This window comes from Runella salmonicolor (assembly GCF_024158025.1).
In the GTDB taxonomy this organism is placed as follows: domain Bacteria; phylum Bacteroidota; class Bacteroidia; order Cytophagales; family Spirosomataceae; genus Runella; species Runella salmonicolor.
In genome coordinates this window covers 201608-224599 of the sequence record NZ_JAMZEL010000008.1, presented here as the reverse complement: position 1 = coordinate 224599, position 22992 = coordinate 201608, and the positions used below count along the sequence as shown (strand labels likewise).

Genomic DNA, 22992 nt, shown 5'->3' with positions numbered 1-22992 from the left:
GCTAAAATAGCGACAATTGTTGTTGCGATAATTCAGGATAAAGGTGCGGTTTGTTTACGTCAGGGACATTTGAATCAGTTTTACGATTGCTAATCAACCGACCGATTGTAAACGATTCCATCAGGCTGTCGTCCAGCGGACGGGCTATTTCTTTCAGGGCCGAGCTATCCAAATCGGATTGAAGCCAAAGGGATTCACTACCCGGCAATAGAAGCAAAGGCATTCGTTGCTTGGTATTGTGAATACGCGCCATCATGGGATTGGCCTCCGTGGTGATAATGCTAAAGGTGTTCCAAACATCATCAGCGAAGTCGGGATTGTGCCAACTTTCCCAGATTCCCGCCATGGCAAAAAGTGGTTGATTGCGTAACCGAATGTAGTAAGGGTATTTTTGTTTGCCCACGGTTTGCCATTCAAAAAATCCCGTAGAAGGTACAAGACAACGCTGGGATTCTCGAAGGGCGTATTTAAAAGAGGGTTTTTGAGCCAGCGTTTCAACCTTGGCATTGAGCGTATTGGCCCGTATTTCTTCGGCTTCTTCTTTGGATTTTACCCAACGCGGCACCAGCCCCCAACGAAACAGTTGGATGGTTTGTGGGGCTTGCGCAGTAATCACGGGCCAAGTGGGATAATCAAACCCATTTCCGTGGTAGACAGGCTGAAGATCAGCTTGCTTAACTTCTGAAGTAGCTTCGAAACGTTTCTCTACTTCTGCAACGGTGGCTGTTAACGAATTATGAAAACACATAATTAACCGAGTTTTATCCGTAATTTTGAGCAAAAACGCAGATTTGCGGGAAAGAAAAGCCGATTTTGTCGGTCAGCTTTTAAAAGAGTAACGTCTCATCCGACAACGCGTGTGCTTTATTCACCTAACAAACTTCATCACTATGAAATTCAAATTATTGGGAAAATCAGGCCTTCGTGTTTCAGAAATTTGTCTTGGCACCATGACCTTCGGAACCGAATGGGGATGGGGCGCTGATAAGCATGAAAGTAAGAAAATTTTTGACATGTATGCCAATGCTGGCGGTAATTTTATAGATACGGCCAATCGCTACACCGAAGGGACTTCGGAGAAATTTTTAGGAGATTTTATCGCTTCCGACCGCGACCATTTTGTGCTCGCTACCAAATATACCCTTATGGACCGCGACGGTGACCCCAACTACGCTGGAAACCATCGCAAAAATATGGTTCGTTCGCTCAACGAAAGTTTAAAACGCCTCAATACTGATTATATCGACCTGTTTTGGGTTCACATGTGGGATTTTACCACACCCGTAGAGGAAGTAATGCGCGGATTGGACGACTTGGTGCGGAGTGGGAAAGTGCATTACATCGGTATTTCTGACACGCCTGCTTGGGTGATTTCGCGGGCTAATATGCTTGCCGAACTGCGTGGCTGGAGTCAATTTGCGGCTTTGCAGATTGAGTATTCGTTGCTACAACGGGGCGCTGAACGCGATTTGTTGCCCATGGCCAAAGCCCTAGATATGGCCGTAACACCTTGGGGGGTGATTGGCGGCGGGGCGCTGACGGGCAAATACCTACGCGGAGAAGGCGGGCGCGTGCCCGAAAATAGCCTCCGACGCAACGAACGCAGTCAGGAGATTGCCCAAGCCGTGGTAGAAATCGCCGATGAGTTGGGCGTAACCCCCACACAGGTGGCCATCAATTGGGCCCGGCAACGGGTTTCTAACGTCATGCCCATCATCGGGGCCCGTCGCGTGGAGCAATTGCAAGATTCTCTCAAAAGCCTTGATTCAACCATCCCCGACGAAATGATGCATCGGCTAAATGAACTCAGCAAAATAGAACTGGGTTTTCCGCACGATTTTCTTTCTTCGGAAGGGGTAAAACAGTCGGCATTCGCAGGGATGTACGACCAAATTATTAATCACCGATTGTAATACAGCGGAGGCCCGACAACATGGAGAACAGTACAAGGAAATGTATTCTTTGTTCTTGTTATTTCATAGTCAAACGAATAACACCAATTATGAAATTAGCCATTCTGGAACGTTTAAAAGCGCATTTGGATGCTCGAATGCAGGCTGCATTGGATGCCATGCAATCTGCCCAAAGCTCAGCCAACGAAGAAACCAAAAGCAGTGCGGGAGATAAGTACGAAACTGCGCGGGCCATGGCCCAAAACGAACGAGACCGCCACGCCCAGTTGTACGACCAGATTCGTCAGGAGCGCGCTGTGCTGGACCGCATCGACCCGTTGTTTCATTTTCAACGCGTAGGATTGGGTACGTTGGTCAAAACCACAGCGGGTTATTTCTTTGTGGCCGTGAGCGTAGGGCTGCTAGATATGGCGGGAACAAGAGTCATCGCGGTGTCGCCACAATCGCCGCTGGGCGCTTCGCTGATGGGAAAACAACGCGGCGACAGCTTCCTGTTTCAGCAAAAGAAATGTCTCATTGAAGAGCTAGGGTAGTGGTTTATTTTTCTATCTTTGATTTAGAAAAACAGGAATTGACATGGTAGCAGTCTCCACCAAACGCAAACGCATTCGGACCAAATTTGCCAAGCATGAAATCCCGAAATCGTTGATTTATGAAGAATACGACGGAAAACCCATGTACTATCGGGGCTATAAAGATGTATTAAATCAACTGAAAACGAAGGAAGAAATTATGGGCGAAAGCGACACCCAAGCAATAATTATTGGCGTTTTGATGAAATATTTGTTGAAAAATTTAGATGAAGATGCCTATTTCGTTATCACTAACGAAGTGGGCTTTCATCTCAAAAAACGTAGCAACGTTTCATCTGATATTGTGATTTACGAAAAGGCAGCTTTGCAAAATCATGCTTTTAAAGATAAATACTTCGAAATTCCACCCTTAGCGGTCATAGAAGTAGATATACAGGCCGATACGACCGATTTCGGGATTTCAGAAATGGATTATTACGGCATTAAAACCAAAAAATTGTTAGATTTCGGGGTTCGGGAAGTGATTTGGTTTTTTTCAGGAACAAAACAACAGTTTGTGTCGCTGGCAGGGCAAGATGGCATTATTTCGACTTGGAAAAAAAATGTTAGTTTGCTGGGTGAATATCAATTCTCACTTGAACAACTGCTTCAAAAAGAAGGTTTTAAGTTGTGAAAAAGGGAGTTTTATTCACCGGCCTTTTTGCCTTTTTTCTTTGCTTCTTCTTTTCTCGTCTTCCTTCCTTTGGGCAAAGTAATCCGTACCAAATTACGCCCACGCTTCAAGATGCGTACGCTGATGTGTTTAAGTTGAAAGTTACCTCCGCAAGGGCGCTGCTGCAAAAAGAAAAAAATACTGGGCCGCAAAAAGCCTTTGCCGTGTATGTGGAAAATTACGCCGATATGGTCACTTTGTTGGTAAGCGACGAAAAACGTTTGTTTGAACAATTGTCTCCCAATCAAGACAAACGCTTGGCGTTTTTGGAAGAGTTGCCCCCGAGTTCGCCTTATCAGCGATTATATCAGGCCGAAATTCGTCTGCATTGGGCGTTTATCAAATTGAAATTCGGCAAAGAAGTCAGCGCGTGTTGGGATATTATCAAGGCGTATCGGCTACTGGAAGAAAATGCCAAAAAATATCCCGATTTTATCTCTACTTACAAGTCATTGGGGATGCTTCATGTATTGATTGGTTCGGCTCCGCAAAACTTTCAGTGGGTCACCAAACTGCTAGGCTTGCGCGGCAATATTCCGCAGGGAATGCGTGAAATCAAGGCCATTATTCAAAAAGACAAATTGTTTGGCCCCGAAGCAAGACTGGTTGAGTTGCTGTTGCACGCATATATCCTCACTTACACTGAACCGCAAAACGCGGCGCTTTTGGGCTTTGTTAACGGTGAAAAGGATAATTTACTGCTCCATTTTTTCGGAACAACAATCTCAATGAAGGACGGACGCGGAGAGCAGGCCCTAAAATTACTAAATCAGCGGCCCGTTGGCAGTGGCTATCTGGCGTTTCCTTTTTTGGAATACCTGAAAGGAGAAATTCTACTTCAAAAAGGTCAATACGACGAAGCACGTACACACTTGAAACGATTTCTGGCACAGTATAAAGGCCAAAATTACCTGAAAGATACGCACCTGAAATTGTTTTTGAGCCATTGGCTGGAAGGTGAAGAAGCTGTGGCAATGCCCTATTTGGAGCGCGTCCTGACCGTTGGAACGAGTTACGTGGAAGCCGATAAATTTGCGGAAAAATTCGCCAAAAGCTTCCGAAAGAAAGAAGTTTCGGGACAACAGAAAGCCTTAATGAAAGCCCGATTGGCGTTTGATGGGGGATATTTACAGGAAGCAGCCTCTGCTTTGAAACCGTATCAAGAAACTTTTTTTACCACGCTCTACGATAAAGCCGAATTTCATTATCGTTGGGGGCGTACTCTTCAACGCCAAAATCGTCCTGATTCTTCCATCGTGCATTATGAACGCGCCATTGCGCTCAGCCAGGCGCAGAGTTTGTATTTTGGGGCCACTTCAGCGTTGCAATTGGGCTATATGTATCAGGCAAAAGGCAACAACGCCAAGGCCATTTATCATTTCAAGCAAGCCCTTAATTACCCGAAGCACGAATACAAAAACAGCGTGGACAATAAAGCCCGCGCTGCCTTGACGTTGATGGGTGTAGAGTAATATTTGATATTACAAATACTTCAAAAACTCATTTTTGGTAGCATCTTCTTTGAATTTGCCGCCGTAAAAAGAGGTGATAGTGGTGCTTGTATCATCCTGTATGCCGCGCGAAGCAACGCACAAATGCTTGGCATCCATTACTACGGCCACGTCTTCGGTTTGGAGAATTTGTTGCAATTCCTTGCCGATCTGTACCGTCAAACGCTCCTGTACCTGAGGGCGTTTGGCAAAATACTGAACAATACGGTTCAGTTTTGAAAGTCCAATCACCTTGCCGCTTGAAATATAAGCTACGTGGGCTTTGCCAAAAATGGGTACAAAGTGGTGCTCGCAGTTGGAGTAAAAACTAATGTCTTTCTCCACGAGCATTTCATTATAGTTGTATTTATTTTCAAAAAGGGTGGCTTTGGGCTTATTTTTAGGGTTCAGGCCGCTAAAAATCTCTTTTACGTACATTTTAGCCACCCGATGAGGTGTTCCTTTTAGGCTATCATCGGTTAGGTCAAGACCCAAGGTCTCCATTATTTCTTTAAAATGCAGCTCAATTTTTGCTACTTTTTCAACATCGCTCAGCTCAAAAGCATCTTCGCGCATGGGTGTATCGTAGGCACTTAAGCTGTGGTCGTCGCCCCATTCGTCAATGTTTAAATCAACGAAAGTGGCAGCCTCACGCGGGGTATTCCACAAAGTTTCGTTCGGTTTCATATAGTCTTATTTTCAAATCAAAAGTGGATTGTAAATGCCCACGCAGGATGTTGTAAATCACAATTGCAATGTTCTCGGCACTGGGATTCAGGTGTTTAAACTCTTCCGTGTCAAGATTCAGATTCTTGTGGTCGAACTTTTGCAGAACATTGTGCTCTATCAAATCGTTCAGCCATTTCAAATCTACAACGTAGCCGGTATTCGGGTCTACCTCTCCCGTTACCCGGACAATCAGCTCATAATTATGACCGTGGTAGTTCGGCAAATTGCATTTTCCAAAAATGCGTGCGTTTTCCTCCTCCGACCAAGCCGGATTGTTGAGTCGATGCGCAGCATTGAAGTGGGTCTTTCGGAAGACCGCCACCCGTTGATTGCTCATTCCAATATGTTAGTAAGTTGCAGCGTTGTATGTACGAGCGCGCCGAGGAGTCGTCAGAAAGTTTGTCTGCAACACCCTCTCGACCGTTGGGCGTGGTACCAAAGCCCTTGGGTAAGTATCGTTTTCAACTGCATTATAAACGGCGTTCTTCCGAAAATAGTTTTAAAAAAGTTGCACTATCAGAAGAAAAGACGTGATAATCAGAACGTTTAATCAAAAAAATAATCGACAAGACTCTATTTGTTCTTGACAAAAGCAGGGAATAAAAAGGCGTAAATTAAGCAGAAAATAAGTTGAACGGCGGTAGTAATACCCAAATAGACAGGCAATTGCAGAAAATCATCCATCATACGGGTGGCGTTTTCAAAGTTCTCTTCCGAGGTAGCGGTCAGAGTGAGCCATTCCCGGCCCCGAATAATGAGGTCATTAAAATAATCAGGATTAACAAATAAAAAATAAACCCATTTTATTAATCCAAAAGCGAGCAGCCAGTAGATACTTAGGGTGAGTAGCAACTTGACGTTTGTATTATAGACTACCTTTGTGGCCTGTCGACGCGTGCTGCGCAGAAAGACAATGTAAAATACTCCAATCAGGATTAACCAAAGCAAACTTGTGAAGGGCAGCCAGTCAACAATTGTATTTTGATAACCGATTAATTTTTCTCCAACCAACCAAATAAGACTGAAAACAACGATGTAAATGGCGAATTTGAGGGTATTGTTCATTCCAGAAAATATCATAGGTTTAAAAAAGTAGGCAAACTTAGGTATTTTCTCTTATTTTTCCCTGCCCACCCCTCCTTGATGAGAACGAATTATACTACTTTTGCGAATTACCACCAGTCACCAGAGCCACATGAGTGAAATCAGCAAAGAACCTACCGAAGAAAAATCACTTAACTTCATCGAGCAAATCATCGAGGAAGACCTCCGTAACGGTAAACACGGAGGGCGAGTTTTAACGCGCTTTCCACCCGAGCCAAACGGCTATTTACACATTGGCCACGCCAAGTCGATTTGCCTTAATTTTGGCGTTGCCCAAAAATACGGCGGAGGAACAAACCTTCGTTTTGACGACACCAACCCTGTGACGGAAGATACCGAATACGTAGACTCCATCAAGAATGATGTACAATGGCTAGGTTTTCAGTGGGTTAATGAATTTTATGCCTCTGATTATTTTGATTCTTTGTACGAGTATGCATTGTTGCTAATCCGTAAAGGACTGGCGTACGTGGACGAATCTACGTCGGAACAAATGGCGGCGCAGAAGGGAACACCCACCGAGCCAGGAACCAATAGCCCCTACCGTGACCGCACACCAGAGGAAAATGAAGCGTTGTTTGTGCGCATGAAAAACGGTGAGTTTGCCGAAGGAACCCGCACACTTCGGGCCAAAATCGACATGGCGGCCCCGAACATGATCATGCGCGATCCGGTGATTTACCGCATCAAATTTGCGCATCACCATCGTACGGGCGACAAATGGTGCATTTATCCAATGTACGATTTTGCCCACGGACAATCGGATTCAATCGAAAAAATCACGCATTCTATTTGTACATTAGAATTTATTCCTCACCGTGATTTGTACGATTGGTGCATCGAAAAATTAGAAATATTTCCGTCAAAACAATATGAGTTTGCGCGTCTGAACCTTACGTATACCGTAATGAGCAAACGGAAACTCCTCCAATTGGTCAACGAACAACATGTAACAGGCTGGGATGATCCACGAATGCCCACGATTTCGGGCTTGCGTCGTCGAGGATATACACCAGAGTCTATTCGTGAGTTTTGTGACCGCATTGGGGTAGCCCGTCGCGACAACCTGATTGATGTAAGTTTGCTGGAATTTTGTATTCGCGAACATCTCAACAAAGTGGCCGAGCGCCGGATGGTTGTGCTTGACCCGCTCAAAGTAATTATTACCAATTTCCCCGAAGGTCAGGTGGAGATTTGCCACAGCGAAAACAACCCTGAAGACCCCAACAGCGGTATACGTGAGATTCCTTTCGGTCGCGAGATTTACGTGGAACGGGATGATTTTATGGAAGTAGCTCCCAAAAAATACTTCCGTTTAGCTCCAGGGCAGATGGTTCGCCTCAAAAGTGCTTATATCATCAAGTGTGACGATTTTGTCAAAGATGAAGCAGGAAATGTGACCGAATTGCACTGCTCATACATCGAAAACAGCAAAAGCGGTAGCGATACCTCAGGCATCAACGTAAAAGGCACACTGCATTGGGTGTCGGTCAACGAAGCTTTGCCCATCGAGATTCGAGAATACGACCGACTTTTCACTGTGGAAGACCTTTCAACCGCCGAAGGGGATTTTAAAGACCATATTAATCCCAATTCGTTGCAGGTCATTACGGGCTATGCCGAGCCTGCATTGAAAGAAGCCGCGATAGGCGCGAAGTTTCAATTTATGCGTAAAGGGTATTTTTGCCTTGATACAGACAGTACCGCTGACCATTTGGTTTTTAATCGTACCGTTGGATTGAAAGACACGTGGGGAAAAGTAGCAGCGAAATAGAACTAAATATTGTCATTCGCAACGTCGGCAGCGCACCAAGCACTGCCGACGTTTTTGTTTAGAGCAAATTTTTATAAAAAACGTATTTGTCACAGTTTTTTGCGCCTAAATTCTCCTTAAATCGCTTCAAACTGGGTTTTAGTTCCCCCGCTTCATTGACGGAGATTCCTAAATCCAAGAGTGAGATTCCTTTTTGTTGGCACTCCCCGTATAGTCCTTTATTGAGCAACACGGCGGGACTGAACGTACGATACGTCAGGTTGTCGGCGGGACAGAAGTTATACAACACCGACTCTCCTACACGCACCGTAACCGAAAGTGAGGCCAATGTGTCGCCATCTTTGACGCAAAACACGCGGAAATGCTGTGCAAAAACACTAAGCCACAGTTGCAATTGCTCAAAACTGAACGAAAGCGAATACCCTAATAATTGACGGTTGTGCTTAATGAACGTATAGACCTCACGCGCTGGCGGGTTGAGCCATTCCTCAAAACGAAACCCCGCCCGTAAGCACTTGCGTAAGCGGCGGCGCTCAGAAGCGTGAAGCCCTTCCTCAAAGTTGGTTTGGGTGACTGGAATGAACTGATTTTCTATGCTCTGAGTCAGTTCAAAACCACGCCTTAAAAGCCCCCTTCGCACAAAAGTACTGCGTGAGGGATTATAACCCGTAGGATAATGCTTGATGCGCAGACTGCTGATTCCCAGCTTTTTGGCAAAATCTTCAATGCCCGTCAACCACTCTGCAAATTCGGTATGGCTGATGCGTTCTGCAATTTCAAACGACCCAAATGAGGCTTGCGACGGGCTGACTCCTGATTGTTGCTGAATGAATAAATGAAAAACCCCGAAAGCTTCGGTTTGGGTGGCGGTATCGGTCAGGATAAACGTGTACACCTCTGAAGCCGTTTGGTGTTTTACGTGCAAAGGAGTATTGAACAGCCACAACGGCCACCGAATGTGGAAACGGTGCAAAATGTCGGGATTGTTCTGTACCACCAACGCAGTATAATTGCGTAGCAGAGAAGGCGTCACCGTATGTTGAGGTATTGAAAATTGCATTCGAGGCTTGCTTAATCGACAAAGATATAAAATCTCGGCTTGTCTTATAGGGCTTTCTTATTTCATTGATGGTTTTAACGAAAGGCGACAAACGGAATTGCTTTATTTGATGCCAAAGTCTTTTCATTTGGTTTAAAGACGGTTTTTAACGTTAAAAGTTGGTGCTTTTTGGGCCGTAATTATTCATTTTTAGAAAGAATAGCTTTGATTCCACTTGAACAAGTCGGGCAAGGAGGCAAAAAATACACTAACTTTGCGGCATGATTTCAATAACTAACTTATCGTATTATCTCGGCGACCGGGCATTATACGAAAACGCTTCGCTCCACATCAAGCCCAAAGATAAAATTGGCCTTATTGGTTTGAACGGAACGGGCAAGTCTACTTTATTGCATTTAATTGTGGGTAATTATCAGCCCGATGCTGGACATATCTCAAAATCAGGCGGTTGTACCATCGGATTTTTGAATCAAGATTTGCTTTCGTACCAAAGTGACGATTCTATTTTGTCGGTGGCGATGCAGGCTTTTGAGCGCGCCAACGAACTCCAACGGCAGATGGATGCGGTCATTCACGAAATGGAGGTCAATTATCAAGATAAATTGGTGGACCGGCTCGCCCGCATTCAGGAAGAATTTGAAGCTTTGGATGGCTATTCTATCCAATCAAAAGCAGAAGAAATTTTGGAAGGTCTCGGTTTTTCTACGGCCGATTTACAAAAACCACTGCGACTGTTTTCGGGAGGGTGGCGTATGCGCGTGATGCTCGCCAAATTGCTGCTCCAAAAGCCCTCGCTGTTGATGCTCGATGAGCCCACCAACCACCTGGACTTACCATCGATTCAGTGGGTGGAAAAATACGTGCAGAGTTATGAAAATGCCGTGATTGTGGTTTCTCACGACCGGGAGTTTTTGGATAATGTCTGCGATACAATGGTAGAAGTTAGCAACCAAAAGTTGAATTATTACGGCGGCAATTATTCTTTTTACATCGAAGAAAAAGCCCTTCGTAACGAGATTCAAAAGGGAGCCTACGAGAACCAACAGGCCAAAATACGCCAAACGGAGCGTTTCATTGAGCGTTTTAAGGCCAAAGCAACCAAAGCAAAACAGGCCCAAAGCCGCGCCAAAATGTTGGATAGAATGGACCGCGTAGAGGCGGTGGTCGATGAAAATGCAAAAGTGCATTTTCGATTCCAGTTTACCACCCAACCGGGGCGCCATGTGCTGCAACTCGAAAACGTTTCGAAAGCATACGGAGAAAAAGAAATCCTCAAAAATACCACAATTTCGATGGAACGGGGCGACAAAATCGCCCTCATCGGAGCCAATGGAAAAGGAAAATCGACGCTCCTGCGGGTCATTGCTGGTACCGAACCCATTGAAGGTGAGCGGCGATTAGGTCATAACGTACTTTTTACGTTTTATGCTCAGCACCAGTTGGAATCACTGAATATTGAGCATACGATTCTGGAAGAACTTAAATATGCTAACCCAACCAAGAGTGAAACAGAATGTAGGACCATTTTGGGATGTTTTCTGTTTACGGGCGAGGATGTTTTTAAAAAAATAAAGGTCCTTTCTGGAGGCGAAAAATCCCGGGTAGCGTTGGCAAAGGTACTGGTATCGGAAGCCAACTTCCTGCTGCTTGATGAGCCTACCAACCACTTAGACATGCAATCGGTCAATATTCTGATTCAAGCGCTGCGCCAGTATGAAGGCTCTTTTGTGGTGGTTTCTCACGACCGTTTTTTTGTGGAAGCCATTGCGAGCAAAATTTGGTACATCGACAATCGCGAAGTAAAAGAATACCCAGGCACGTATCAAGAATACGAATGGTGGCAGGAAGAGCGGGGAGAAGAAGAGACAACCAAAGGGAAAGAGGCTGTTATGACGAGCTTGGCATCAATGAACGCCATAAAAACCGCTCCAGCGGCTCCCGCTGCTCCGTCGAAAAATAATGGAAGCTCAAACGGGCAGGCGCTCAAACAGCTTCAAAATAAAGTGAATCAGCTCGAAAAAGAGATTGATGAACTAGAAAAACGTAAGACGGAAATAGAAGCGAAATTGGCAAATGAATCTGTTTACAGCAATCCGACCAAGTTGGCCGAACTCAACCGCCAATACGCCGACATCAAGCAAAAAATAGATAAATCAACCGAGAACTGGGAGCAGGCAGTGCTGGAGGTGGAGGCTTTGGGGTAGAAATACAACGTCTGTGTGTAACGTCGGCGAGGTTTTGAACCTCGCCGACGTTTGTCATTCGGGCTAGTTTCTCATTCGAGCCAATTTTTCATAATCTAGCACCGTGATGAGACTACCCTTCATTTCGATGAGTGATTCTTCTTTGAAATCCGACAGCGTGCGAATCACCGTTTCAGTCGCTGTTCCTACAATGCTTGCCAAATCTTCGCGGGTAATGGCGATCGCAAAATGCTTGGTTTTGTCCTCCTGATAGCGGTTAGCCAGCATAATGAGCGATTCGGCCACGCGTTTACGCACTGAGTTATAGGCCAATTTCAGCAGGCGTTCTTCGCGCTCCCGTACTTCATTGGAAAGGATTTTGATGAATTTTGAGGCTACATCACGGTTGTTGTACAACAAGGAGTTAAACTCATCTTTGGGAATAATCACCACTTCACTGTCTTGAAGCGTAACCGCCGAGTCTTGGTAGGCGGTGTTTTCCAGCAAATCCAAATACCCAAAAAAATCACCGGGCTTATGCAGTTCGATGATGTATTCTTTCCCAAATTCATTGGTTTTGAAATTCTTAACTTTTCCACTTTTTAGGAAATAAACCGCGTTGGGATAATTGCCTTCCGAATATATAATTTCTCGTTTCTTGAAGAGCTTCGTTTTCTTATTTTCCGAAAGTTTTTTGAGGGATTCAAAAGATTTGGCTTCGTTCAAAAATTGGTAAAGGCCTTCCTCCGTACGTGAATATTCGGTTTTGAGCAGGTTGTTTTTCCGCAGGCGCGTTTCAACGGCACTTAATAGCTCAACATCGTCGTAGGGTTTGGTGAGGTAATCGTCGGCCCCCAGCGTCATTCCCTTACGATAGTCATTTTTTTCGGCCTTTGCGGTTAGAAAAATAAACGGAATACTAGCCGTAGAAGGCTCTTTGCTGAGTAAATGAAGCACGCCATAGCCATCCAGCTCTGGCATCATAATGTCGCAGATGATAAGGTCAGGACTGCTTTCTTGCGCCAATTTTATGCCTTGTTTCCCGTTTTCTGCCGTTATCACATTGTAGTGAGCCAACTCCAGAATTTCGGTCGTATTATCCCGCATATCGGGATTGTCTTCTATCAACAGGATTGTTTTCATTTACTATTAAGTGGGAAGTACAAGAGAAACACGGGTACCTTCATTGAGCTTACTGTCAAGGTGAATATCACCATTCATCAACTGAACATATTTGTATACAATGTTGAGCCCTAGTCCAGTACCTTGAATGGTTCCTGAATTTTGCGCCCGAAAAAACCGGTCAAATACATAGGGAACATCTTGCTCAGGAATACCGATTCCTTGGTCCCGAATAACAATATTGAGCTTTGAATCAACTTTTTCGGTGCTTAAAAAGATGTCTTTTCCTTCTCCCGAATATTTTGCGGCATTGGAAATAAGGTTGATGAGCACGTTTTTGAGTAAATGCCGGTCTATGCATACCTCTGAGTCGCCAGTATGTTCGTACAGTACCTGCTGATTTTCTTTACAGACCGAGCGGAGTTCATCCACCATTTCTTTGCAAAATTCGTAAAGATTAAACACCACAGGCACGTTCCGTATTTGACCTTCTTCTAGTTTTCCCAATGATAAGAAATCGTTCAAAATTTCGGTCAGATTATTGACCGTCGATTTTATGCGTTGAACGTGTTTTTGACGTTTTTCATCTTCTTCACTGTGGACATAACGCCCAATCAATGAGGCTGATGACAAGATTGTGGCCAAAGGAGTGCGGAACTCGTGCGAGGCAATGGTCACAAATTTCGTTTTCATATCATTCAGTTGGCGCTCTTTTTCGAGGGCCCGCATTACTTCCTGCTTTGATTGTTCGAGCTCTTCCATTGCCCGGGCTAGCTCCCTAGTACGTTGTTCGACCCGTTTTTCTAAGTCAGCGTTTAGGTTTTGGATTTCGTGGTGGGCTTCAAGCAGCGCAACTTCTTGTTTTTTTCGTTCCGAAATATCAATAATAAAGCTAACGATGTAGTCACCGTCGCTGGTACTAAACGGACTCAGGCTCACTTCCACTGGAAACTCGCTATCATCTTTGCGTTTGGCTTTTAAATCAAAATTGCCGCCCATACTTCTGGCTTTGGGTTGCTGGGCGTAATTCATGCGGTGATCAACGTGCTTTTTTGCGTACCGTTGAGGAATAAGGGTCTCAATTTTCTTGCCGAGCAATTCTCCTTCATCATACCCAAACAGCGCCTGTGCTTTGGGATTTACCAACTGAATTTCTCCCCATGAATCTACCACAATAATCCCCTCTGTTGCACTTTTAAAGAGTGCATGTAACATTTCGACGTGTCTTCTCATCGCTTGGGTTTGCTGAATAAATACTTCTAACATACCAAATACGGAGGTTATTGTGATTTTTGCAAGTGTTAATTGAATAGGTATATAAAATAGCCAATTTTTAATTAGATATTTTATTGATATTCAGGTATTTGAAAGTTTATTATATAAAATCATCCCTAAGAGTTCAGAGCAGTTTTAAAATACCTGACTGAAAATGGCCGTTTGTGGAATATCATTCCAAAGGCGGGCATCGAAGGCCATACTGATGTTGCGTATAAAATTTCTCCCTTTTTCGGTCACAACCAGATGATACGGCTCGATGATGACCAACCCATCTTTTTCGGGTTCTTCCAATCGGGCAAGTGCATCATACAGCTCTTTACACTGTTCTTTTGAATCGTACCAAGTTGTTTCAAAATTGCACATCAATCGTTGGATGTGACGGCGCAGTATCAGGTCTTCGCGGGTCAGTACGTGGCCTCTAAACAAAGGAAGTTCGTTGGATTTGAGTCGTTCGTAATACTTCTCAACGGTCTTTTCATTTTGTGCATAGCCCCACCAACAATCACTGATAGCTGATACGCCCAGTCCAATCAGCAAATTGGTCTGGGTGGTGGTATAACCCATAAAATTGCGATGTAGGCGTTTTTGTTGAACGGCTTCGTAGAGGCCATCGGTTGGTAAGGCGAAATGGTCCATACCGATGTCGGTATAGCCCGCCGTTTCTAAAGCTTCCCGACAATTGTCGTAAATCGCCAGTTTTTTGGCGGCATCGGGTAAATCTGCTTCCGTAAATTTTCGCTGTCCGGGTTTTACCCAAGGTACGTGGGCGTAGCTATAAAGCGCAATCCGGTCGGGGCGTAGTTGAATCACTTCACTGATGGTCTTAGCCACGGTACTGATTTGCTGTTGGGGCAACCCGTACACTAAATCATAATTGACCGAAGTATAACCGATTTCGCGTGCTTTTTCGGTCAGGTGTTGCACCTGTTCGTAGGTTTGCGGGCGGTTGATAAGCTCTAAGACAATCGGGTTAAAATCCTGAACACCAATGCTTATGCGTCGAAAACCTACTTCGTAAAGTGCCGTTAAGTGCTCATCGGTTGTATTGGCGGGATGAGCCTCAAACCCAAATTCTGCATCGGAGTGAACATCGGCCTTTGCGAGCAATCCATTAATGAGTCTTTTCAGGTTTTCGGGGCTAAAAAAAGTAGGAGTGCCCCCGCCTAAGTGAATTTCCCGCAGTTGGGGACGATTGGGTAAGAAGTCAGTGTAAAGTTGCCATTCTTTCAACAACGCCTCAATATAAGGGTGCTCTACTTTGTGATTGACCGTGATACGGGTATTGCAGCCGCAATAGGTGCAAAGGCGCTCGCAAAATGGCAAATGGATATAAAGACTGATGCCTTGGGTGGCGTTGCTTACTTCAAAAGTGTCGTTTACGAGGTTTTTCCAACGCTCGTCTGTTACAGGGGTTTTGTCCCAATAAGGCACCGTTGGATAACTCGTATAGCGCGGGCCAGGGACGTTATATTTTTGTAAGAGCTGACTATTCATGGTGAATACTGAAAGGTAACTTTATCAAAAATCAACTTCTTTGGCCGAGTAAAATATGATAATCGTCATGTATAGCTAAAAACTGTCATGAGAATCTGAAGAGAAAAAGCGCCTCGAATCTTTATGGAAATAAGAAGTGATTAGTCGTAATACCTTAATTAATAGGAGTTAACGAACAGGGTGGCTTGATACCTAAACTCATAAAGGCTGGCGCTAGGAAGCATAGGGGTTGAGTCTCAGCCCAGAAATGTAACAAAAGTCACAGAACATTATTCGCCGTGACAAATGGGGATTGGGCGGGCTTACGTACCAAATAAAGAAAAACACAGCAACGGAGGCTTAGGGTTGTAAAAACGCAGGTATGATTTTACGAAGATTTAGAAAAGTGCCTTGAAGATGGTCAAAATCGCCATCTATGGTGACGAGTTCCAGATTGAGAAGCGAGGCCGTAGCCGCAATCCAGAGGTCGTTTTTACCCATATTTCGTGGGGTACGAAAAGGGTAATGTGCATAGTGAGGATGATTACGTTGACTGTAAGCATCTATACCCACGTAAGAAGGTAACAGAATATCGCTTACTTCAATTACCCGAACAAGGTTCAAAAATGCTTCCAGACGTCCTGATTTTACCTCATTCCAGCCTTTTCGGTAGGCAATGGATTGAATTTCGGCTACGTTTACGAAGGAAATATAAATTAGATGGTGGTTAGGATTGAGCTTTTTGAGAAGCTCCAAACCTCCCTCTTTACGGGTTACCTGAAGAATGATGTTGGTATCAAAAAGCAAATTCATTATTTTGATAGCATTTTGAGGGCTTGTTCGATTTCCTCGTTCGAAAGCCCCTCTCCCTTGATGTCATAAAACTTCTTGGGGTCATAGCCAGTCTGTTTGCCAAATGCAGTAGTACCTCCTGCCGCAATAATCTCTTCTGCGGCGTAGGTTTTGGGAAGTTTGAGAAAATAAGGCTTGGCTATTGTTTTTGTTTTCATCGGGAGTGCTGTTTATAACTTAAAAAAGCAATGCTGGTTTGTTGGACAAAGCCTGTGATGCGAAGATACAAAACCGAAACAATTTTACAAAAATGTCGTATCCTACCATTGGTGAATACAAAGATGCCATCCGATTGGCCGAACATAGTTTTGGTAGCCGATGCTACGGACGAATTGAATTTTAGTTCGGGCAACTTTGTCGTGGTGTTTAAGATGCGAGATACCCGGATTGGCCTACTTAACAGCCCCATGACAAACAGGAATCTCGCGCGCTTCCAACCCCAACATCGGCCAGCCTTTCACTTCCAGACCCCGTAAAATCAATAAAATCGCCACCGCCGCCACAAAAGCGGGCATGAGGCGGCGGGCTTGGTTACGAAATTTGGTCGAGATAAACGTTTTTACAAATGCCACGGCACTCATGGCGGGAATCGTGCCCGCCCCAAAAAGGGCCATAAATAGCCCCCCCTCCCACGGGTTGCCCAAGGCAACGGAGCTAATAAGTGCCATGTACACAAGCCCGCACGGCAATAAACCATTGAGCGTACCAAGCAGAAACAATGCAGGGAAACTTCGACGAGAAAGCAGCGAACTCAGCCTCTTTTTTATCCATTGAACCCCTTTTTGCAAGGGTATAGGAGCCGAAAGCTGGTCGAGCCAATGTGATGAATACGCCACCGTACCCAACAAAAAAAGGCCCGTTCCAATCGAGAGGCCACGCTGCAATCCTCCAAAATTCAACGCACTACCCGCAAATCCAAACAATACCCCAAGCAAACTGTAGGTAATGGCGCGACCCGCGTTATACATCAAAATCCCCAGCATTTTTCCGAACGTTGACCGGTGGTGAACCGGCAACGCCAGCGCAATAGGCCCGCACATCCCCACACAGTGGAGACTGCTCATTAGGCCTAAAGTAAATGCGAGGTAAAACATAGTATTTACTTTCTATAAATTTACGATTCCTTCGTTCCAATACCCCATTTCTCCTGATTTCCAGTCGAATTGAATTCTGTAACGCCCCGCTGCCGCGTTTTGGGTTGGAATGTACTGCGTATTCCCTAAATCGGGCTGGATTTTTACGCTAAAATCTTTACTGTTGTCGGAAGGACAATAGAAGTTTACAACACCACTTATGTTTTGTAACTCCTTAGGATAGTTGATTTTAATACCAGTGTCTGTCACTTCCCAAACCAGCGGAGCCGCCAAACTTTTAGCGTTTTTGATTTTATCAATTTTACCTTGGTATTGTATTTCTTCTTCGTAATACTTATCCGTCACCAAGTCTATTTTTTGGACTACACTCATGCCCACCATCGTCAGTATCAACAAGACAAACGAGCCATACAGAACCCAAATGCCAGTACCCCAAGAGATTTTCATAATTTTAAATAGTTTGTGGAGAGTAGTTGGTGGCTGGTAATAGATAAATAAACCGCCTACGGTTCACCAGCCACCAATCGCTATTCTTCCGGTGCAATAAACGTGGTTTTAAACTCTTCCAGTTTTTCACTGCCTGCATAAATAGCCAATTTGACTTCCGTTCTGCGGTTGGCAATTTCGGTTTTGGGAATGGTAATAAACACCGACCCTTCTACCATCCCTGCTCCGTCGAGGTGCAAACTGGGAATCCCCGCAAATTTCAGACTGCCTTTCGGAAAAAGAATCCGCATTTCGGGGTTGATGGCGTGATTGGTTTTATTGAAAAGTTTGAAGGTGTATAAATTACTGATGCTACCGTCTGGATTCTCGATGTAGCGAGAGCCGGGCACCCGAAGCATGGTGGTTTCGGTGTCGTCGCGGGTCAGAATGGCGTAGCCCAAGGCCACCCATAATGCCGTTAAAACAACGGCGTACGCAATGGTTCTGGTTGTTATTAACTTGCTTTTGCCACTTGCAATGTTGTTTTCGGAGTCGAAGCGAATCAAACCCTTGGGCAGATTTACTTTCTCCATGATGTTGTCGCAGGCATCGATACAAGCGGTGCAATTGACACACTCCATTTGGGTACCGTTACGGATGTCGATTCCGGTAGGACACACATTCACACATTGAAAGCAGTTGATGCAGTCGCCAGCGGTGCGTTCTTTGCCTTTGTGTAGTTTTTCGCGCGGTTCACCGCGTTTGTAGTCGTATGCAATCACGACTGAATTTTTATCCAACAAAACACCCTGTAAACGTCCATAAGGACATACAACGGTGCAGGCTTGGTCGCGTAGCCATGCAAAATTGAAGAAGAAAATCAGCGTGAACGCACAAATTCCCAAAAACAGCGTCAAGTGCTCAGTGATAGGCTCCGAAACAATGCGCCACAAGCGGTCAACGCCGACAAAATAGCTCAATAAAAGATTGGCAATCAGAAATGAAACAGTCATAAAAACCACCACTTTGAGGGTTCGTTTGACGATTTTTTCGTTGTTCCAGGGGGCTTTCTCCAAGGCCCGCTGTGCTTTCCAATCTCCCTCGATAACGTACTCGATTTTACGAAAAACCATTTCCATGAATACCGTTTGCGGACAAGCCCATCCGCACCATACTCGCCCGAAGACGGTGGTAAACAAAACGATAAACACAAAAAATGAAATCATCATGAGTCCAAAGAGCCAATAATCTTGTGGCCCGATGAAAATCCCGAAGATGATAAATTTTCGCTCTAAAATATTGAAGAGAAATAAAGGCTGCCCGTTGACCTTAATAAAAGGCAAGCCAAACATCACGCTGAGTTGGAATATCGTGAACCACACGCGGCGATTATGCCATTTTCCCGTTGGTTTTTGCGGAAAAAACCAGTTTCGTTTGCCCGTAGTGTTGTCTACTGCTGCGAAATTATCGCGAAACGATTCATCAAAATCGGGGTGTGTATCGAGGGGATTCATGGTTGAGAATGTCAAAGTGGAATGGGGTGTCAGCATGTCAGAATACAACCAACATGCTGACGTTCAATGTTATTTCAAGGCAACGGTGCTATCCGTTTTCGCTGTTGTTTCGGTATAAACTTCTCCTTGCGGAGCTTTGGGACTAGCGGGTTTTGTTCCTTTCAACGAAATAATGTAACTGGAAACCTGTTGCATTTTGAGCGGATTTAACTGCTTTTCCCACGAAATCATCCCTTTTTCGGGTACGCCATATTTGACGGTTTTGAACACATTTTTAATGCCGCCACCGTGCAGCCAGTATTCGTCGGTAAGGTTCGGGCCTACCGTGCCTCCACCGTCGGCCGCGTGGCAGGCGGCGCAATTGGCGGCAAAAATAGCTTTACCTTCTTCAATGGTTTTGGCATCAGTAAGAAGTGTCACGGTATTCTCGTTTATTTTGGCCGATGCTTTTTCAAGGAAGGCGGCTTTTTTAGCTTCGATGACGAGCGTTTCTTTTTCAAGTTCGGCCATCGGCAAATCTCCTGCGCCCGTTAGGTGATAATAAATCAAATACACAAAGGCGAACAAGATAGTCCCTTGAAAAAGGAAAGCGAGCCAAGGTGGCATACGGTTGTCGAGTTCGTGGATTCCGTCGTAGTCGTGGCCAGTGATAAGGATACGTTGCTCGTCTTCGAGCTGAACCCCGAAGCCCGTCCAGCGTTGCCACCAACGGGCGCTGAACAGCGGTGCTTTGTCGCCACGTAGGTCTTCAACTGCTTGTTCGGAGGTTTGCGTTTTTGCCGAGATTTTTTTCAGCAACAACAACACCTGTACCAAAACTGCAACCACAGCTGCGATGACCAACAGCAAAATCATCAAGATAAGGTACGTCACCAATTCTTTGTTTCCTGCTTTGGGGGCTTCTGCCTGCGCAAAAGCGCCTGAAGTCACAAAAAGCAGCAGAAAAGTGGAGAGGATGTTTCGGACGGTGCCGTCTTCCAGCGGAAGATTACTCATCTTTTGGATGGTCTGCTTGTCCATACGAAAGAGGTACCAAACCAAACCGATAAATAGACCGGTAAAAATGAGCAGCCCAATGAGCGGATAGATGGCCACTCCGTCGATTGCCTGGAGGTAGTTTCTGAATTTCATTTTTTATAGACTATTGGGTTTATAGCAGTGAGTAATGTGCGATTACTCACTGCTATTTTTTGATCATTATTGAGCGGCTTTGATGTCGGTACCCATTCGTTGCAGGTAAGCAATCAGGGCGATAATTTCTCGGTCAGACTTGGCTTTGATACCGTCTTTTTTGAGATTTTCCGCAATTTGCTTGGCTTGTTCTTGGGCATCAGCGGTGGCTTTTTCCTCGTAGCCTTCTTCGTAAGGAACGCCCAACGTTTGCATGGCGCTGATTTTGGCCGAGGTAGTGCTTAAATCAAGCTCATCTTCCAACAACCAAGGGTATTTAGGCATAATGGAGCCCGGCGACATACTGGTGGGGTCTTCCATGTGGTTGAAGTGCCACGAATCTGGATACTTAGCACCCACGCGGTGCAAATCGGGTCCAGTTCGTTTTGAGCCCCATTGGAATGGGTGGTCGTACACAAACTCACCCGCTTTTGAGTATTCGCCGTAGCGCTCGGTTTCGCTCCGGAACGGACGAATCATCTGTGAGTGGCAAGTATAGCAACCTTCACGAACGTAGATGTCACGGCCATGTAATTCTAGCGGAGTATAGGGTTTCACGCTTTCGATGGTCGGCACGTTGGATTCAACCATGAAGGTCGGAACCAACTCAATCACGCCTCCAATGATTACGGCAACTAAGGCAATAACGGTCAACAACACAGGCTTGCGCTCAAAAATACGGCTGTGCCAGTATTCGTTGGCTGGTGGGTTCCAGATGGAAGCCAAAGATGCCGAACGGGCGGTTTCGGTTCTGATGAGTTTGCCGTTGAGGGCCGTCATCATGAGGTTGTAAGCACCTACCAAGAAACCTACCAAGTACAGTGTACCACCAAAACCACGTAATACGTAGAAAGGAACAAGTTGAGTAACGGTTTCGAGGAAGTTAGGGTATTTTAAGAAACCTTCTTCCGTAAATTCTTTCCACATCGACGACTGTGTCCAGCCCGCCCAGTACATCGGTACTGCGTAGAATATAATGCCTAACGTGCCAATCCAGAAGTGGAAATTAGCCAATTTTTGAGAAAATAAAGGCCGTCCGTAAATACGGGGGAACAACCAATACATGATGGCAAAGGTCATAAAGCCGTTCCAACCCAGGGCACCAACGTGCACGTGGGCAACTATCCAGTCGGTATAGTGGGCAATGGCGTTAACGTTTTTCAATGAAAGCATCGGCCCTTCAAAAGTGGCCATACCGTAGGCGGTTACGGCCACAACCATGAATTTTAGCACAATATCTTCCCGTACTTTATCCCAAGCACCGCGCAGGGTAAAGAGCCCGTTGATCATCCCACCCCATGAAGGCGCAATCAGCATGATGGAAAAAACCACCCCCAACGATTGTGCCCAGTCGGGCAATGAGGTATACAACAAGTGGTGAGGACCCGCCCAGATGTACAAAAATATCAATGACCAGAAGTGAACAATCGAAAGACGATAAGAATAGATAGGGCGATTGGAGGCTTTGGGCAAGAAATAATACATCAGGCCCAAATAAGGCGTGGTTAAGAAAAAGGCCACGGCATTGTGTCCGTACCACCACTGCACCAACGCATCTTGTACACCAGCGTACCACGAATAACTTTTGGTCAACGAAATAGGCAATTCTACACTGTTAACCACGTGAAGCATGGCAACCGTTACGAAAGAAGCTAAGTAAAACCAGATGGCCGCGTAGATATGCTGTACCCGACGTTTTACCATCGTCATTACTAAGTTAACCAATCCCGCTACCCAAACCAAAGCAATGGCAATGTCGATGGGCCATTCCAACTCAGCGTATTCTTTTCCAGTGGTTAGGCCAAGTGGTAAAGTGATGGCGGCCGCGACGATGATTAATTGCCACCCCCAGAAATTGATTTGACTCAACAATGGGCTCCACATGGGGGTTCGGAGAATCCGGGGCGCGGAGTAATAAAGCCCCATAAAAAAACCGTTGCCGACAAAGGCGAAAATCACGGCGTTGGTGTGCAATGGTCGTAATCTACCAAAGGTAGTATACGAAATGTCAAAATTGAGGGCAGGGAATGCTAACTGAAAAGCAATAAGCACACCTACCAACATGCCGACTATCCCAAACACGATAGAGGCAATGGCAAAGTTCCGTACAATGACGTTATCGTAGGTGAACTCTTCCATTTCAACAGTAGCGGTCGTTTTGGAAATTGGTTCCATACTTTAGATTTGAGGAGTTTATGATTGAGGAGATGAATTTTTTTCATTGTCGTCGAATAAAATTCGAACGGAGGGCGTGTAATCATCGTCGAATTGACCCTTTCGGACCGACCACACAAAGGCGATTAAAAACCCGACTGCCACGAGCAGACTGACGGAAAGGAGAAGGATAAGAGCACTCATAGGTATTAAATTTTGCGTTTGTCGGGGTGTAAATGATACGCTACACTTCCGAGCGGGTTGCCCAAAAGTAGCCGCAGCGCTTCCGAATAAAGATGAGGGATATCAGGGATTGAAACTGACTTTTATCAGCTTTTTCGAATGACTGACGAATTGACGGACGATGGCCCTCCTAAAAAATGAGGACAATTATTGTACTGTACCTTATTT

Annotated in this window: 22 protein-coding genes; 6 read left to right on the top strand and 16 right to left on the bottom strand. The window is 45.2% G+C overall.

Annotated elements, in window-relative coordinates:
- Position 1: 1 nt before the first annotated feature.
- Complete coding sequence (locus NCI00_RS19165; RefSeq protein ID WP_253530220.1) at positions 2-748, bottom strand: SOS response-associated peptidase; 747 nt, start codon at positions 746-748, stop codon at positions 2-4.
- 142 nt (positions 749-890) lie between these two features.
- Between NCI00_RS19165 and NCI00_RS19160 the strand changes: the two genes are divergently transcribed.
- The 4 genes from NCI00_RS19160 to NCI00_RS19145 all read left to right on the top strand — a co-directional run bounded on the left by NCI00_RS19160 (position 891) and on the right by NCI00_RS19145 (position 4630).
- Positions 891-1913 carry an aldo/keto reductase gene (locus NCI00_RS19160; protein ID WP_253530218.1) on the top strand — a complete coding sequence of 341 codons (1023 nt, stop codon included), beginning with the start codon at positions 891-893 and terminating at the stop codon, positions 1911-1913.
- 89 nt (positions 1914-2002) lie between these two features.
- On the top strand, positions 2003-2446 hold the full coding sequence (locus NCI00_RS19155) for a GreA/GreB family elongation factor (RefSeq protein WP_253530216.1): 444 nt from the start codon (positions 2003-2005) through the stop codon (positions 2444-2446).
- A 43-nt stretch (positions 2447-2489) separates the two neighbouring features.
- Positions 2490-3119 (top strand): Uma2 family endonuclease, encoded by a 630-nt coding sequence (locus NCI00_RS19150; protein WP_253530214.1) that lies wholly within the window; start codon positions 2490-2492, stop codon positions 3117-3119.
- Entirely contained in the window at positions 3116-4630 is a 1515-nt protein-coding gene (locus tag NCI00_RS19145) for a tetratricopeptide repeat protein (RefSeq protein ID WP_253530212.1), read from the top strand. The genes NCI00_RS19150 and NCI00_RS19145 overlap by 4 nt, the downstream gene beginning before the upstream one ends.
- A gap of 9 nt (positions 4631-4639) precedes the next feature.
- Here NCI00_RS19145 and folE read toward each other — a convergent pair whose 3' ends face one another.
- The 3 genes from folE to NCI00_RS19130 form a co-directional block, all read right to left on the bottom strand.
- Entirely contained in the window at positions 4640-5335 is a 696-nt protein-coding gene (gene folE, locus NCI00_RS19140) for a GTP cyclohydrolase I FolE (protein ID WP_253530210.1), read from the bottom strand.
- Complete coding sequence (locus NCI00_RS19135; protein WP_166557886.1) at positions 5298-5714, bottom strand: 6-pyruvoyl trahydropterin synthase family protein; 417 nt, start codon at positions 5712-5714, stop codon at positions 5298-5300. Before NCI00_RS19135 ends, folE begins: the two co-directional genes overlap by 38 nt.
- A 236-nt stretch (positions 5715-5950) precedes the next feature.
- Positions 5951-6457: a DUF4199 family protein gene (locus NCI00_RS19130; RefSeq protein ID WP_253530208.1), complete on the bottom strand. Its 507-nt coding sequence runs from the start codon at positions 6455-6457 to the stop codon at positions 5951-5953.
- A gap of 115 nt (positions 6458-6572) precedes the next feature.
- Here NCI00_RS19130 and NCI00_RS19125 point away from each other — a divergent pair, with 115 nt between their 5' ends.
- Positions 6573-8255 (top strand): glutamine--tRNA ligase/YqeY domain fusion protein, encoded by a 1683-nt coding sequence (locus NCI00_RS19125; RefSeq protein WP_253530206.1) that lies wholly within the window; start codon positions 6573-6575, stop codon positions 8253-8255.
- 58 nt (positions 8256-8313) lie between these two features.
- Here NCI00_RS19125 and NCI00_RS19120 read toward each other — a convergent pair whose 3' ends face one another.
- Positions 8314-9315 carry a GNAT family N-acetyltransferase gene (locus NCI00_RS19120; protein WP_253530203.1) on the bottom strand — a complete coding sequence of 334 codons (1002 nt, stop codon included), beginning with the start codon at positions 9313-9315 and terminating at the stop codon, positions 8314-8316.
- 260 nt (positions 9316-9575) lie between these two features.
- Here NCI00_RS19120 and NCI00_RS19115 point away from each other — a divergent pair, with 260 nt between their 5' ends.
- A complete protein-coding gene (locus NCI00_RS19115) occupies positions 9576-11519 on the top strand; it encodes an ABC-F family ATP-binding cassette domain-containing protein (protein WP_253530201.1) in 1944 nt (647 codons plus the stop codon).
- Between the two features lie 63 nt (positions 11520-11582).
- Here the strand turns inward: NCI00_RS19115 and NCI00_RS19110 are convergent, their stop codons facing one another.
- The 11 genes from NCI00_RS19110 to ccoS form a co-directional block, all read right to left on the bottom strand.
- Positions 11583-12641, bottom strand: coding sequence for a response regulator (locus NCI00_RS19110; protein WP_253530199.1), 1059 nt, complete (start codon positions 12639-12641; stop codon positions 11583-11585).
- Positions 12642-12647: 6 nt separating this feature from the next.
- Positions 12648-13886 carry a PAS domain-containing sensor histidine kinase gene (locus tag NCI00_RS19105; protein ID WP_253530197.1) on the bottom strand — a complete coding sequence of 413 codons (1239 nt, stop codon included), beginning with the start codon at positions 13884-13886 and terminating at the stop codon, positions 12648-12650.
- Positions 13887-14030: 144 nt separating this feature from the next.
- Positions 14031-15392 carry an oxygen-independent coproporphyrinogen III oxidase gene (hemN, locus tag NCI00_RS19100; protein WP_253530194.1) on the bottom strand — a complete coding sequence of 454 codons (1362 nt, stop codon included), beginning with the start codon at positions 15390-15392 and terminating at the stop codon, positions 14031-14033.
- Positions 15393-15731: 339 nt separating this feature from the next.
- Positions 15732-16184 carry a type II toxin-antitoxin system VapC family toxin gene (locus tag NCI00_RS19095; protein ID WP_253530193.1) on the bottom strand — a complete coding sequence of 151 codons (453 nt, stop codon included), beginning with the start codon at positions 16182-16184 and terminating at the stop codon, positions 15732-15734.
- Complete coding sequence (locus NCI00_RS19090) at positions 16184-16381, bottom strand: hypothetical protein (protein ID WP_253530191.1); 198 nt, start codon at positions 16379-16381, stop codon at positions 16184-16186. Before NCI00_RS19090 ends, NCI00_RS19095 begins: the two co-directional genes overlap by 1 nt.
- A gap of 234 nt (positions 16382-16615) precedes the next feature.
- A complete protein-coding gene (locus tag NCI00_RS19085) occupies positions 16616-17317 on the bottom strand; it encodes a sulfite exporter TauE/SafE family protein (RefSeq protein ID WP_256498278.1) in 702 nt (233 codons plus the stop codon).
- A gap of 12 nt (positions 17318-17329) precedes the next feature.
- Positions 17330-17764, bottom strand: a complete 435-nt coding sequence (locus NCI00_RS19080) for a FixH family protein (RefSeq protein WP_253530187.1) — start codon at positions 17762-17764, stop codon at positions 17330-17332.
- A gap of 80 nt (positions 17765-17844) precedes the next feature.
- Positions 17845-19257 (bottom strand): cytochrome c oxidase accessory protein CcoG, encoded by a 1413-nt coding sequence (gene ccoG / locus NCI00_RS19075; protein ID WP_253530184.1) that lies wholly within the window; start codon positions 19255-19257, stop codon positions 17845-17847.
- Positions 19258-19326: 69 nt separating this feature from the next.
- Positions 19327-20388, bottom strand: coding sequence for a cbb3-type cytochrome c oxidase N-terminal domain-containing protein (locus tag NCI00_RS19070; RefSeq protein WP_253530181.1), 1062 nt, complete (start codon positions 20386-20388; stop codon positions 19327-19329).
- A gap of 66 nt (positions 20389-20454) precedes the next feature.
- Entirely contained in the window at positions 20455-22602 is a 2148-nt protein-coding gene (gene ccoN / locus NCI00_RS19065; RefSeq protein WP_166557898.1) for a cytochrome-c oxidase, cbb3-type subunit I, read from the bottom strand.
- Between the two features lie 18 nt (positions 22603-22620).
- Entirely contained in the window at positions 22621-22785 is a 165-nt protein-coding gene (gene ccoS, locus NCI00_RS19060) for a cbb3-type cytochrome oxidase assembly protein CcoS (protein ID WP_114070035.1), read from the bottom strand.
- Positions 22786-22992: the final 207 nt, after the last annotated feature.